The organism is Pseudomonas sp. WS 5021 (assembly GCF_012985535.1).
GTDB lineage: Bacteria > Pseudomonadota > Gammaproteobacteria > Pseudomonadales > Pseudomonadaceae > Aquipseudomonas.
This window is the reverse complement of record NZ_JAAQWP010000007.1, coordinates 19,598-33,468: the sequence shown is the minus strand read 5'-3', so window position 1 is coordinate 33,468 and position 13,871 is coordinate 19,598. Positions and strand designations below refer to the sequence as shown.

The 13,871-nt window shown below is 55.6% G+C and carries 8 protein-coding genes and 2 pseudogenes; 3 read left to right on the top strand and 7 right to left on the bottom strand.

The window, feature by feature from the left end; all coding sequences use genetic code 11:
- Positions 1-193: 193 nt before the first annotated feature.
- Positions 194-325: pseudogene (locus HBO19_RS28590) on the top strand (OprD family outer membrane porin); the annotation flags it as partial.
- Here the strand turns inward: HBO19_RS28590 and HBO19_RS21160 are convergent.
- The 3 genes from HBO19_RS21160 to HBO19_RS21150 all read right to left on the bottom strand — a co-directional run bounded on the left by HBO19_RS21160 (position 324) and on the right by HBO19_RS21150 (position 3,912).
- Positions 324-1,304, bottom strand: a complete 981-nt coding sequence (locus HBO19_RS21160; protein WP_170058244.1) for a hypothetical protein — start codon at positions 1,302-1,304, stop codon at positions 324-326. The pseudogene HBO19_RS28590 and the gene HBO19_RS21160 overlap by 2 nt on opposite strands.
- A 444-nt stretch (positions 1,305-1,748) precedes the next feature.
- A complete protein-coding gene (locus HBO19_RS21155; RefSeq protein ID WP_170058243.1) occupies positions 1,749-2,672 on the bottom strand; it encodes an NAD(P)/FAD-dependent oxidoreductase in 924 nt (307 codons plus the stop codon).
- An 850-nt stretch (positions 2,673-3,522) separates the two neighbouring features.
- Positions 3,523-3,912 (bottom strand): DUF305 domain-containing protein, encoded by a 390-nt coding sequence (locus HBO19_RS21150; protein WP_262386304.1) that lies wholly within the window; start codon positions 3,910-3,912, stop codon positions 3,523-3,525.
- 942 nt (positions 3,913-4,854) lie between these two features.
- Here HBO19_RS21150 and HBO19_RS21145 point away from each other — a divergent pair.
- A complete protein-coding gene (locus HBO19_RS21145) occupies positions 4,855-5,193 on the top strand; it encodes a DUF2790 domain-containing protein (RefSeq protein WP_034114901.1) in 339 nt (112 codons plus the stop codon).
- 216 nt (positions 5,194-5,409) lie between these two features.
- Entirely contained in the window at positions 5,410-6,738 is a 1,329-nt protein-coding gene (locus HBO19_RS21140; RefSeq protein ID WP_170058242.1) for an OprD family porin, read from the top strand.
- A 597-nt stretch (positions 6,739-7,335) separates the two neighbouring features.
- On the opposite strand, the pseudogene HBO19_RS21135 reads toward HBO19_RS21140, so the two are convergent.
- The 4 genes and pseudogenes from HBO19_RS21135 to HBO19_RS21120 form a co-directional block, all read right to left on the bottom strand.
- Positions 7,336-7,689 (bottom strand): annotated as a pseudogene (locus tag HBO19_RS21135) (ATP-binding protein); the annotation flags it as partial.
- A 212-nt stretch (positions 7,690-7,901) separates the two neighbouring features.
- Complete coding sequence (locus tag HBO19_RS21130) at positions 7,902-11,060, bottom strand: efflux RND transporter permease subunit (protein ID WP_170058241.1); 3,159 nt, start codon at positions 11,058-11,060, stop codon at positions 7,902-7,904.
- Positions 11,057-12,532 (bottom strand): efflux RND transporter periplasmic adaptor subunit, encoded by a 1,476-nt coding sequence (locus tag HBO19_RS21125; RefSeq protein WP_170058240.1) that lies wholly within the window; start codon positions 12,530-12,532, stop codon positions 11,057-11,059. The genes HBO19_RS21130 and HBO19_RS21125 overlap by 4 nt, the downstream gene beginning before the upstream one ends.
- A complete protein-coding gene (locus HBO19_RS21120) occupies positions 12,529-13,785 on the bottom strand; it encodes a TolC family protein (protein WP_170058239.1) in 1,257 nt (418 codons plus the stop codon). Before HBO19_RS21120 ends, HBO19_RS21125 begins: the two co-directional genes overlap by 4 nt.
- Positions 13,786-13,871 lie beyond the last annotated feature (86 nt).

Below are 13,871 nucleotides of genomic sequence, written 5' to 3'. Positions count from 1 at the left end.
AAAGTAATTTTCAGGTCGCACTTGAGTTATCTTTTGTATGGAGTCATGTCTGCCGGCACGTAGAAAAAACTCTCACGTGCCGGAGGGTTTTTATAATGATAAAATATTTCATAAAGAAACTCTGCCAAGCTATAGCCTGGAGTGTTACATGAATAATAAAAACCTTTATGGTCTTCCCCTCATTGCCCTTGGCATGAGTATGGGGCAGTTTGCAGTGGCCGTTGAGCAAAAACCAGAGAGGTTCATTGAAGGGAGCAGCTTTAACATTCTCAACCGCAATCTCTACTTCAATCGTGACTTTCGCAACGGTCAGTCCAGTCGAACTATCTTTGCATATTGTGTTGAAAGTAGAGCTTTTCGTCGCCATACCGAGATGCCACGATCTTGGAATTTAGAACCAGCTGGCCTAAAAGTTTAGCCTGCTCGACCGTCTCGCCTTTATCCAAGGCGTAAACGTCGTACAGCACCTCTCCGACAGGGAAGTCAGTCAGCTTTATCCGAAAGTCATCCTGCATTGCCACCCCGTTGAAGCGAGCAACAGCTGCCGGCCGCGGCTTAAAAAGAAGTTGATAAGGCGCCCTTGGCGCAGCCACTTTAGAGCCATCGATGTTAATGCCGGCCAGGTGCTCAACGGTCAAGTGACCAGGATCTGAATCTCTAGCCCCAAAACGTATGGCTGCCCATTCAAAGAAACCGGCTAGTAAGCGCGTCGCAAAAGAGGTTGCGGGTGGAATGATGTTACTGAAAGTCTTTTCGAAGAAGTTGTATCCCTCTTGGCCGTCGATGGAGTTCATAACCTGTAGATTGACCGACGGGTGATTATCGTCAATGAAAAACTTCAAAGCTAAGGCCGGCACAGAGTGCGTATCCGTCGGCTTAGTCGCCACCGAAAGACGGCCGATCACGCAGTCGGCGCCACTTTGGAAGATGCCGGTATAGCGACTCGCCACTCCACGGTTTGCCACAAACCGGAAGCGCGCCTCTGCACCAAATGCATGCACCAATTTGCGCCGCCCTTGCTCCAGCTCATCGCCTTGCGCAGTCAGCGACTTAACCGTAAAACTCGGCATTGCCAAGGTTAAGGTATCGCCGATGCCTGGCGCAGTCAGCGCCGGGAGTTCAGAGCCGTAGAGGGAAGGCACAATCTTGTTTTTCCAGATGAAGTCCTCCTTTTGACACGCCGATTGAGGTCGCGCTACGGCATCCCCAGTGATTGATAATGGCTGAACGCTGGGGGGTTGGCAGCCCGTCGTCGTGAATACAAAAAAGGCGGATAAGAGCGTACTTGCTTTGATCAACGGCATCGTCTGGCTCCGAGTATTCCCTACCGATGTATGCACAATAACCACGATCTCCGTATAGCGCGGCAGATTGGGGTCTTCGGTTCTGCTTCATCGAGCAGCGCCGGTACCTCGGCCCCTCGATATAGCCGTATACGGTGCCATCGCGCCGCCAGCCACCTGACGCTTGATCTCGAGAAAGTCCGCTCCGGCACGGTAAGCGCTCGTAGCCGACCCGCGGCGAAGGCTGTGGCTGTGCTCATCTCCCGTAGCCTTGCCTCTCAGGCTCGTGTCGCCTGGGTGGTATTAACGCTATCCCCATGCAGCGCAGCATTACCGACAAATCCCTACTGCTAATGAGCAGAAATAAAGGTCGCTGCTCAGTCCGAGCTGCCTCTCACCAGCACGTAATGTCGTGGGCTGCTATCAGTGTATGGCCGAAGCAGACCGTTCTTCGAGATTAACTTTTCAGCGATAGTTGTCCTTGAGGGCGTTGTGTATCGCGGTCGCCGCAGTCGTCGCATGGGCGACTCCAACACTCATCTGATTGAGCGCGTTGACTACATCGCCCGCCGCGTACAACCCTAGGACTGACGTGCGCTGGTCGGTGTCCACCACCAACTCGCCATCGCTCTCAAAAGTTACGCCGAGGCTTTTGGCCAATTCGGTCCGTGCGTTGGAGCCAAGCATCGGGTATAGGGTGTCGAAACTGAGTTCGTCGCCGTTAGCCAAGCGTAGCGCCACACGATGCCCTTTGATCTTGCGGATTTGCTCGATCGGTTCCTCGATGAGACGGACGCCTGCCTGTGCAATTTTGAGACGTTCGTCGTTGTCTAGTTCTCTGCCGCCCGGTTGCACAATAAGTGTGAGCTGGCGGGTGTAGGTACGGAGAAATAGCGCATGCTTGAAACCTTCCTCGGCGGAGGCGAGAAGAGCAATGTCCTGGTCGATGACATCGTATCCGTCGCAAATCGGGCACCAACGCACATAGCCACCGAGAGTGGCCTCACGTAGATTGGGTATCTCAGGAGGCTTATCAATAACGCCGGTGGCAAGAATCACAGTTGACGCAACAACGCGGTCATCGTCGATGTCGGCGATGAAGTCGTCTCCTCGCTTTGATAGTGCTTTCACGGTGGCTCGTCGGACATAAACATTGTAGCGCTCTGCCTGATTGCGCAGCCGAGCCAACAACTCGGCGCCCGAAACACCTTGAGGAAAACCGGGATAGTTGTGCGTGATAGGGATCAGCTCCGCACGGCTCTGGCCGGCATCAACCAGGAGAACCTGTCGGCGATAGCGCGCCAAATAGATAGCCGCCGTCAGCCCGGCAGGTCCTGCACCGACGATAAGGCAATCCACCACATGATATTGAGCCTGCTTGCTTGTCATCCGGCTTTCCTTCTGTTGCCGACGCTGCCGGAAACCAGAGTCATTTGGCAGTGAATTGAGGCGTCCAGTTCTAACTCCAAAAACTACTGTTTCAGGCGGCCAGACCACCGGCCAACTTGGTATCTATCATTCATTTACCGAGCTGAAGTGCTGTCTAAGTCACTGCGTAGCGTTGTCCGAAACTGATAATTAACGGTATTGGCATTGTAGTGGCTCGGCAGGCGCAAGCATCTCGCGCGTCTCGCGCCACGACCACGAACGGGCCGCCGGGCGACTGCAAAACCGTCGCTTCCGGCAACCGATTAGTCATTTTTGCCCGCATACGATCACTTTGGCGTAAGCGCAGCCTCGGTCCCTCTTATAGTTGGCCATTTTCGAGACGCCCAGCTGAGTACTTGCGCGGCGCCCCGATCAGACCGTAGCTGGCGGTACCCAAGCGCGGAGCGGTCATATCCAACACATCGCACGGGGTATGATCGCTCCGCCGACCACGCGGCTCATCCGCGCCACGAGCAGGACAATACCGGCCATCATGCAGTTATCGGAATTAGCTCGAACAGGACGCTTTGGCCCATGTTCTGGTCTCGCAATGTCTGTACCGCTCTCAACGATTTTGCTTCCCCACGCGCAGTGACAGAGGAAGAAGATCATTTCGGATTCAAATAGTGTCTTTGCTTGCAGGTCTTTGGCCTATCTCGAATGGTTTTGGAAATCCATGAACCAAACGCAGCTTAGTTTTCGTCCAGTACCAGTTCACAGTGATATGCGCCAGCAGCGAATTACCGTCCAAACCGGCGCGGTTATTTCCTTCAAAGATACGGCGCACAGATCGACTTCGACATCACCCTAGTCATGGTTTTTTATTTGCTTTAATCCACTGATCGAATACGACGATTTCCTTCTTCTGTGCGGCAATTATCTCCTTGGCCATACGGAGCATCTCCGGATTTTTTCCGCTTTTGAGTTCGGCTTGCGCCATCTCGACTGCCATTTGGTGGTGCATGCGCATGTTGGCCGCGAAGTCATAATCCACATCACCAGTCATGGACATGCCGCCCATTTGTTTCATCATCTTCGAATGATCCTTCTGCTCGGAAGGCATCTGCATCGCTTCGCTTTTCGTGGGGTCTGCGGCATTAGTCCACGTCGGCGCTGCTGCCATTACCGCGACAGCCATCGCTACCACCCTCATCGACAAAGTGAACCGGCTAGAGCTGTTGTGCTTGATATGCTGTGACATTGTGAATCTCCTATTAGCGCCGAAGGGTTGGCACATGCATGCCATGGCCCCCGAACACGGAAATTGCTATTTCTGTACTGCATGGGGCTTGACTAACTCTGTTCGCCAGCCATTTTTCGGCAGATCTCTGCGCATTCACGGCAGGCCCTGACGCAATCTTCCATACCACCGACCTGTTCGCAGCTCTTCACGCAAGCATCACAGATCTCGGCGCAAACCCCACAAACGTGGTGGTGAAAGGTGGAACCACTCAACAAGAAATTGGCCGACGTCTGACAGATCTCGGCGCAGTTGATCATTAGGCGAAAATGTTCGGCCTCAAGGTGTTTACCCCCCGCCTCAAGGCAATGGGTCATCGCTGTATTCAGACAGGTTTTGTGGCAGTCGCTACAAGCCTCAACGCAAGGCCGCAGGTATTGGTGAGTGTTTCTGTGAGAGGTAACCGGGGTGTCGCTCATAGCTATGTTCTCCATTGCATCCAAGGAAAGACAACACTAGCAGTGGTGCTGAGACCAGCGGCATTCGATAATTTCTATTAAAAACAACTGATCATTTCAGACTGATCGCGGATGAGTGATACTGCAGACAAACACCAAGCGTAACGCGAGCAAGATGCTGTTAAATAGCATTCAAGTAAGTGCATACCCAAGGGCCAAGGGCCAAGGGCTCATATTTCACCCTAGACCACGCTCGGCGGACAGTCGACTGAAATTAAAATTACATTTCTGTCAGCTCTTGGTTGGTTAACACTTCGTTGCGAATTGAGTTTAGTACCGAACGTCACCTAATAACGGTCGAAACACAAATCATAGGCGCGCTGTTAAGCATGCCATTAATTGAGTAAAGACCTTGCCTGACAGATATGTAATGTTAACGGCAGCTTTCTGACAGGTATCATTAGCTACTCTCTAACCATCAGTGAATTAGAGTTAGGAGAGGGTCATGAAATCATTGAAGGCAGTCATCGCTATTGCGGTATTGGCAGTTTCGTCCTTTGCCATAGCTGAGGGTGGAGGGGATCGCGTCTTTGGTCGGATGATGCAAGAAAATCAGCAGGCGATGGAGCAATATGCCATCAAAAATGGTAAGGCCATACCTGAGGTTGTTCATTACCAGTATGGTTTGAACCTTGATATCGCAAAAGTTATCAGTATGACCCCAACCACAGGATCTAGATACTGTGGGTTGGCCCCTTCGCGTATGACCTACGAAGACTCGAGTGGCAAGTTGAATACCCTCGAGTACCAAGTGCTGGTCAGCAATTGCCCTCATGGTGGCTGATCGCTTACGGTCCAAGTGCAGTAGAGAAACTAAGGTTTATTTATGGAGCACCAACTGGATAATTACATTCCGCTGACAAAAAAGTAATTTTTAGGTCATGCTAGCGTTATTTTAGATGTGAAACTATGCTGCTGCACGCAGGGTGTTCACCTGCATGCTTATAATCATAAAATGTTTCACATTAAAACTCTGCCAAGCAAAAGCCTGGGGTATTACATGAATAATAATAATAACTTTTATAGTCTTTCCCTCATTGCCCTTGGCATGAGTCTGGGGCAGGTTGCAGTGGCCGTTGAGCAAAAGCCAGAGGGGTTCATTGAGGGGAGCAGTTTTAACATTCTCAACCGAAATCTCTACTTCAATCGCGACTTTCGCAACGGTCAGTCCAGTCGAACGGGGAACGGTTACTCCGAAGAGTGGGCTCACGGAATTATCGGACGTTTTGAGTCAGGCTTCACACAGGGCACTGTGGGCTTCGGCATTGATGCATTCGCAATGCAGGGGATCAAGCTTGACTCGGGTGATGGCCGTTCTGGAGCCGGTGGCACAGTAGACATCATGCCCTACAACAGCAAGGGTCAGCCTGAGGATACCTATTCAAAAGTCGGTGGAGCAGCCAAGCTTCGCTTGCTAGATACGGTCGTCAAGGTTGGGGACGTATTTCCTTCCACGCCTGTTGTGGCGTATGGGGACTCACGACTGCTGCCTGAGAGCTTTCGTGGCGCCACGTTTGCCAACACCAGCATTGAAGGACTGACCTTGCAGGGTGGTCGCCTGCATGCGATGAGCCAACCGAATTCAAGCAGCATGCGCGATGGTTTCGCTACGTTCTATGCAGGATCTGTAGACGCGCCTTGGATCGCCTACTTGGGTGGCGATTACACCGTTAACGAACATATCGGTGTGAGTCTCTATACCAGCCGCTTCAAAGATGTGTGGAACCAGTATTACGCTGGCACCACGTTAAGCTACCCACTTTCCGAGACTGTCGCGCTGATTGGTGGCCTGAACTACTACCGAGCAGTCGACGAGGGAAAAAAACTGCTGGGCAGCTTCGATAACAACATCTGGAGCGGTAAGACCGGTATCCAGTTTGGTGCCCACACGCTGACCGTTGGCTACCAGCGCAGCAATGGGGATGACGATTTTGATTACCTGCGCCAATCTGATTCTATTTTCCTGGATAACTCTATCCAATACAGCGACTTCAACTCCCCGAAAGAGCAATCCTTGCAGCTACGCTATGACTTGAATATGCAGCCCTTTGGCATTCCTGGCCTGAGCTTCATGACTCGTTACGCGAAGGGCTGGGATGCTGACTACTCGAATGCGAACAGCGTCTATATGCGCCGAGGAGCTGATGGCGCTCCACTGCAGGACCAGAAGCGTTGGGAGCGAGACATCGAGGCTAAGTACATCATTCAAGCCGGCTCTCTGAAAGACATGTCCTTCCGTGTGCGCCAAGCGACGACTCGGGCTACCGCCTTCGAATCAGATTTGGATGAGGTTCGTCTGATTGTGGAGTACCCGCTGCAAATTCTCTAAATCGAGCATTAGCTACCTAGCTCACCAGGTACAACCCGTCTCTTTGTTACTCCTTTGGTTGGGAGGCGGCTTAGGCGCCCTTGTGGCGCCTTTTTTTATGGTGCGCCAGACATGGCGCGTTGCGCGCAAGCGCAACCAGTTTGGCTGTGGTGGCCCCACTGGTGACTTGGAGGTGAAAGTCCTCTACACACCCGGCAAGGGGAAGTGTTAGCCAGAGGCAAGGGTGTCGCGGGTGACCGCGAATCTGAAGGAAGCCCGAGGCAAAATGCTGGCCTGACGAACAGGAAGCGGATTAGGCGGCACAGCGGGGTAAGGTAGCCATAATTGCCCAAGCCCAATACTTGCACGGAGCGCTGTGACGTAAATCCGACAGGCATAAGCCAGGAAGGTCGCGCGAATTACCCTGGGAGATCTGTTTAGCCTGCCATGTGCTACCCGGCATCGGGAGATGACGGGATGGGCGACAGAAGTCAGCAGAGGCCGTAGTAGCTGCTCGAAACCGGAGCAATGAAGGGCTGAACCTGCCATGAGTGGATAGTCGGGTGTGATCTCTGCAGAGCGTAAAGCAGAAACTCCGCGTAGCGGGGGTCGAGACCATCAGGAGGTAGGAGCCGGAAGCTCCGAGGGCCGGTCTGGGCGCTTAGATACCGCAGGCGACACATCAACGGAACCAAACTCGCTGACGCTGTTTGTCAGTAGGCAGGAAGCGTTTTGCACCAGCCGATCCAAAATGGCATCGGCCAAGGTCGGATCGACGATAAGCTCATGCCATTTGTCCACCGGCATAGGGCGGTCATCCAGCAACTCCAGCATGTCGCGCCGTTGCTCGGCGGTAAGCGGCACAAGCCGCCAGTCGAGGATCAGCAGATCGGTCTTGGCGTAGCTGTCCATCAGTTTCGCGAAGAGGTCTTCCAGCAGGTGTGGCAGGCGCAGGTAGCGCACTCTGTAGCCGTTGTACCCACGCCCTTGGAGTCGCCATGATCAGGTTCAGCCCAACGCACTGCCACCAGCGTCGATCTCTATCAGCCGTGTTTTGACGCAGTTCCGATAGAGTTCGATCACCGATTGATTATAAAGGTCGCCCCCTGCCAGACCAAAAAATCAGACTGCTGGATGACGTTGCACAAACAATCATGGGGCGTGCAGTGGCGGACACAATCACTTCATGGCCTGCTTCCTTCCGAGGGTATGGATTCAACCGCGAGGCGTCGGCGGCGCATCAATCGGTAAGCTGCCGGGATGACAAATAGGGACAGTAAGGGCGCGGTAACCATACCACCGACCATGGGCGCAGCGATGCGGCTCATTATTTCGCTACCGGAACCGCTGCCCAATAGGATCGGTAATAGGCCAGCAATGATGACCGCCACCGTCATGGCCTTGGGTCGAACCCGCTGCACGGCTCCTTCGCTAATTGCTGCTATTAGCCCTCGCTCGGTACTGTCGCCGGCCTCTACACGTTCGGCCCAGGCGTTTTTCAAGTAGAGCAGCATGATCACGCCGAATTCGGCAGACACACCCGCCAGAGCAATGAATCCGACGCCGGTAGCCACCGACAGGCTAAAGCCGAGTAGGTAGAGGAACCATGCCCCACCAGTAAGGGCGAACGGCAAGGTGGCCATGATCAGCAAAGCCTCGTCGAATCGGGAAAACGTCAGGTACAGCAGCACGAAAATGATCATCAGCGTGGCCGGCACTACCAGCTTGAGCCGTGCGTTGGCTCGTTCAAGAAACTCGAACTGCCCCGAGTAACTCAGGCTCATGCCTGGCTGCAGCTTGACCTGCTCATTGACAACACGACGCAGATCGGCAACCACTGAGGCAATGTCCCGGCCACGTACGTCGATATACACCCACCCGGAAGGTCGGGCATTTTCACTCTTGAGCATCGGCGGGCCTTCACTGACCTTGACCTTCGCCACCGTGCCAAGAGTGATCTGGCTACCTAGCGGAGTGTAGATCGGCAGTTGCTCTAGGGCGCCAAGCGAATCACGCCACTCTCGGGGATAGCGCACATTGATCGGAAAACGGGCGAGCCCTTCAATGGTCTCGCCAACATTCTCACCACCAATAGCACCGGCGACGATCGACTGCACATCAGCGATATTCAACCCGTAGCGGGCAGCGGCTTTGCGGTCGATATCCACATCGATGTAGCGGCCGCCCGTCAATCGTTCAGCCAGAGCCGAACTGACCCCGGGCACGTTTTTGGCTACGCGCTCGACCGCCTGAGTCGCCGCGTCGATTTCCGTCAAGTTTGTGCCGGCAATTTTCACTCCAATCGGACTCTTGATCCCGGTGGCGAGCATGTCCATGCGGTTGCGGATCGGTGGTATCCAAATATTAGTCAGCCCAGGGACGCGTACCACTCGGTCCAGCTCTTCCACCAATTTTTCCTGGGTCATGCCAAGACGCCATTGCTCGCGAGGTTTGAACTGGATTGTGGTCTCGAACATCTCCAGCGGCGCGGGGTCGGTGGCAGTTTCAGCGCGGCCGGCCTTACCGAAGACGCGTTCGACTTCGGGTACCGTTTTGATCAAACGGTCGGTCTGTTGCAGCAGCTGCGCCGCTTTCTGCGCCGACAACCCCGGCAGAGCCGAAGGCATATAGAGCAAATCGCCCTCGTCCATCGCGGGGAGGAACTCGCCACCCAAACGAGAGATCGGCCACAACGCACTGAGGAAAACCATTAACGCGATTAGTAGGGTGACTTTGGGCCGATGTAACACCGCATCAAGGGCCGGCTGATAGATCCTGATCAACCAGCGGTTCAGCGGGTTCTGGTCCTCCTTGGGGATTCGACCTCGAATCCAGTAGCCCATCAGCACTGGCACCAGAGTTACCGAAAGTCCGGCCGCCGCAGCCATGGCATAGGTCTTGGTGAAGGCCAATGGACCAAACAGACGACCCTCTTGAGCCTCCAGGGTGAACACCGGGATGAACGATAGGGTGATGATCAGCAAGCAGAAGAACAGCGCCGGTCCCACCTCCGTCGCCGCTTCGGTTATCACATGCCAGTGACGTTCGCCCTTCAACTCCTCCCCAGGATGGGCCACATGCCAGGCCTCGATCTTCTTGTGGGCGTTCTCGATCATTACTACGGCGGCGTCGACCATGGCGCCGATGGCAATGGCGATCCCGCCAAGAGACATGATGTTGGCGTTGATTCCTTGATGCCGCATGACGATGAAAGCAATGAGCACCCCCACCGGCAAAGAGATAATGGCCACCAGGGATGAACGTAGGTGCCAGAGAAATATCCCACAGACCAACGCGACGACGATGAACTCCTCGAACAGCTTGTAGCTGAGGTTTTCCACGGCGCGATCGATCAGCTTGCTGCGGTCATAGGTCGTAACGATTTCCACCCCAGCCGGCAGACTGCTTTTCAGATCGTCCAGTTTGGCCTTGACCGCCGCAATGGTCTCGCGAGCGTTCTTGCCGCTGCGCAGAATCACCACGCCGCCGACGGCCTCGCCTTCGCCGTCGAGTTCAGTGATACCGCGACGCATTTCTGGCCCCAGCTGGATAGTCGCAACATCGCCGAGGGACACTGGCACCCCACCGGCACCGAGCTTGAGCGGAATCGCACGAAAGTCGTTGAGTGTTTTCAGGTAACCAGAGGCGCGCACCATAAACTCGGTCTCCGCCATCTCCAGCACCGCGCCACCTGTTTCCTGATTGGCCTTGCCAATAGCTTCGGTCACCTCAGCCTGAGTGATACCGAGGCTGGCCAGCTTGAGTGGATCGAGTTGGACCTGATACTGCTTGACCATGCCACCCACGGTAGCCACCTCCGCAACGTTGGGCAGGGTCTTGAGCTCGAACTTGAGGAACCAGTCCTGTAAGGCGCGCAGTTGCGCCAAGTCGTGTCCGCCACTGCGGTCTACCAGTGCGTACTGATAAATCCAGCCCACGCCTGTGGCGTCTGGCCCCAAGGACGGTTTGGCGGAAGCCGGCAGGCGGCTTTGGACCTGACTCAAATACTCCAGCACCCGCGAGCGGGCCCAATACAAATCGGTACCGTCTTCGAACAGCACGTAAACGAAGCTGTCGCCGAAAAAGGAATAGCCGCGTACGGTCTTGGCCCCTGGCACCGAGAGCATGGTGGTGGCCAACGGGTAGGTCACCTGGTTCTCAACGATCTGCGGCGCTTGTCCCGCATAAGGGGTGCGGATAATCACCTGAACATCGGAAAGGTCTGGCAATGCATCGATGGGAGTGCTCTGAACCGACCAGACGCCCCAGACCGTGACGAAGATCGTCGCCAGCAGCACTAGAAATCGGTTGGCCACTGACCAGCGAATCAGGGCGGCGATCATGGCTGACCCCTTAGTTTTTCCAGGCGTTCAATGCGTAAACCATCATCGGTTTGGCTAACCGATACCCTAACCTTGTCTCCCGTCTTGAGACCTTGGACGAGAGCAGGGTCAGCCAATGGGAAGGTCATGGTCATACCAGGCATGCCCAGCGTCTTGAACGGACCAAGGGCGATTGTTACGTCTTGGTTATTGATCTCGACGATCTGCCCATCCGCCTCATGAAAGCTGGAGGCTGCTGCGCTGGGAGGTGACATTTCCAGCGTGCTCGCAACAATGCCCTTGAGACTGGCCTCAGAGTCGAGCAGGAACTGTCCAGAGCTGACTACCTGCTGGCCTTCTTCCAACCCCTTCAACACCACCGTCTTGCCTTCGTTTTCCTGCCCGAGTTGCACTTCTAGGGGGCGGTAGCGACCCGCGTCTTCGGCGAGCATCACCAGGACGCGTCGGCCGGTGCGAATGATTGCCTCGCTCGGCACCCACAGCACGCTTTGTTCGGTCGAACGATTCAGGTGCACCTGGGCCGTCATACCCGGCCTGAGTCGCCCATCAGGGTTGGGCAGTTCGACCCGGACACGCACAGTTCGGCTGTCGGGGTTGGTTTCGGGCAGAATCGCACTGACTGTGCCCTTGAGCACTGTTCCCGGAAAGGCTGGCAAACGTGCTTCTACCGCTTGCCCCATGATGATCGATCCAGCCTCCGATTCTGGAACGGCCACTGCCAGCCAAACACTGCTCAAGCCATTAACTCGAGCCAGAGTCTCGCCGGCCGTCACGGTCATACCCGAGCGTACATCCAACTCTTGCAGTACACCGCTAATGGGGCTCGTGAGCGTCAGGACCGGCTGGGTCTTGCCGCTTCGCTCCACTTGAGCAATCAGCGGTGCTGGCATCCCGGTCAAGCGCAAGCGCTGGCGTGCTGCCGCCAGCAAGTCGGCATCGCCACTGCGTTTGAGTGCGAGAAACTCTTCCTGAGCAGCGGCCCATTCCGGTACCAGGATATCGGCCAAAGCCGCATGGGCTTTGAGCACATCGCCTGGAGCACGGGCGTACACCCGCTCCACAAAGCCAGCAGTACGCGATTGAATCACTGCAACATCCCGCTCGTTGAATGCCAACACACCGACCACGTCCAAGTTGGAAGTAAGCACGCCGCGAGTGACTGTGGCCAGTCGCAAACCGAGATTCTGGGTCAGGCTGGGGTCGATACTGATGGCCGCACTGTCCGCTGCAGCATCCGCGTAGCGGGGCTTCAACTCCATATCCATAAAGGGAGACTTGCCTGGTTTATCGAACTTCTGCTGCGGGGACATCGGGTCGTACCAATACAGTACTTTGCGTTCGTCTTGGACTTTAGGGGCCTGTTCGGCTGTGCTATCAGGCATGCGCTGTTGAGCGAACCAGTAACCGCCGGTAGCGCCCAAGGTAATCGAGAGACCAGCCAGCAAAGCCCCTTTCCAGATTCGAGTACTCATTGATTGGTGTCCCCATAGGCGAAATACAGGCGAGCACTGGTGAGGGCTCGCTGTTCTTCGAAGTCGATCTGTTTGAGGCGGGCCTCGATGAGTTCACGTCGGGCAGTGATAACAGGTGCCAGGTCGCTTTTACCGGCCCGGTAGCTGGCCATGGTCATCCCGACTTTTTCCTTGGCCAGGGGTAACAGACTGTCCTGGCTGCGGTACACGGCACGGTTCAGACGCTCGTATTCGGCCAGATCGTCCTCCAGTTGCTGGGTGTGTTCACGTACGAGAGCTTCGCGCTCGGCCTCCAACTGATTCAGTTCAGCGTGTTTGGCGGCGATCTTCGGGTTCTGTCGGGACTCGGGGAACAGTGGCAAGTCGAACGTGAACTGCACGCTGACCATGTCGCCGAACTGACGGTTGCGGCGCTGGTAATCAAGCTCCCAACTCCAGTCGGACTGCTTTTCGGACTCTGCTTCACGGACCTTGGCCTGCGCTTCGCGAGTCATTGGCGCGTATGCCGCCAATGCGGGGTGATATTGCAGCTTATGGGAATAACCCGAGGCGTCGACAAGCCATTCGGGCAAGCTGCCGACGGGCTGGTCATTGGCGGCCGGACCTATCCAACGCCTGAGAGCCGCTCTGGCTTGTGCCCGCAAGCGGATCAGATCGTCCTGTTGTTCCGCCAACTGAGCCGCCTCCTGTTTCGGCGTTACTGCATCGGCAGGTTGGGCACGACCACCGGCGATCTGCGCCCGGACGGTATCGGCCAACAGACGGTTCTCCCGGTAAAAATCCTGAAACAGCACCTCTTTACGCCCGACGGAGTAGCTGCTGATCCAGGCCAATGCCGTGGCCTGACGAACGTTCAGCCGCTCGACACGGCCTTCGGCCGCGGCTCGATCTACGGCCGCCTCGGCAACTTCGATACGCGCCCTACGCTTGTCACGATTGGGCACCTCCTGCATGACGCCGACCATCTGCATGGTCATACCGTCCTGCTCGAGGCGCCAGCGGTCAGGGCCACCGATGGGATAGTCTTGTATGCCCAGCAGGAGCTTCGGGTCGGGTAGTTCTCCAGCTGGAATGGCGGCGCTGCTGGCCGCTTGCAGTTTGGCCGCTTGGGCGGTCAGCGATGGTGCATTGTTTTCAGCCAACCGTAAGGCTTCGTCGAGTGTCAGGGGTGCAGCAAGGCTTGGCAATGCCAGCACGCTTGCCGCCAGGGCAGCCACGAGGGGCCAACCGGTGCAGTAGCACTTGGGATTCATGTTCACGATTCCTGTGATGATCCACTGCGCGTGTCTTGGGCTCGCGCGCAGATATGCCATCCCGCGCCAGGGCGGGATGAGGCTCA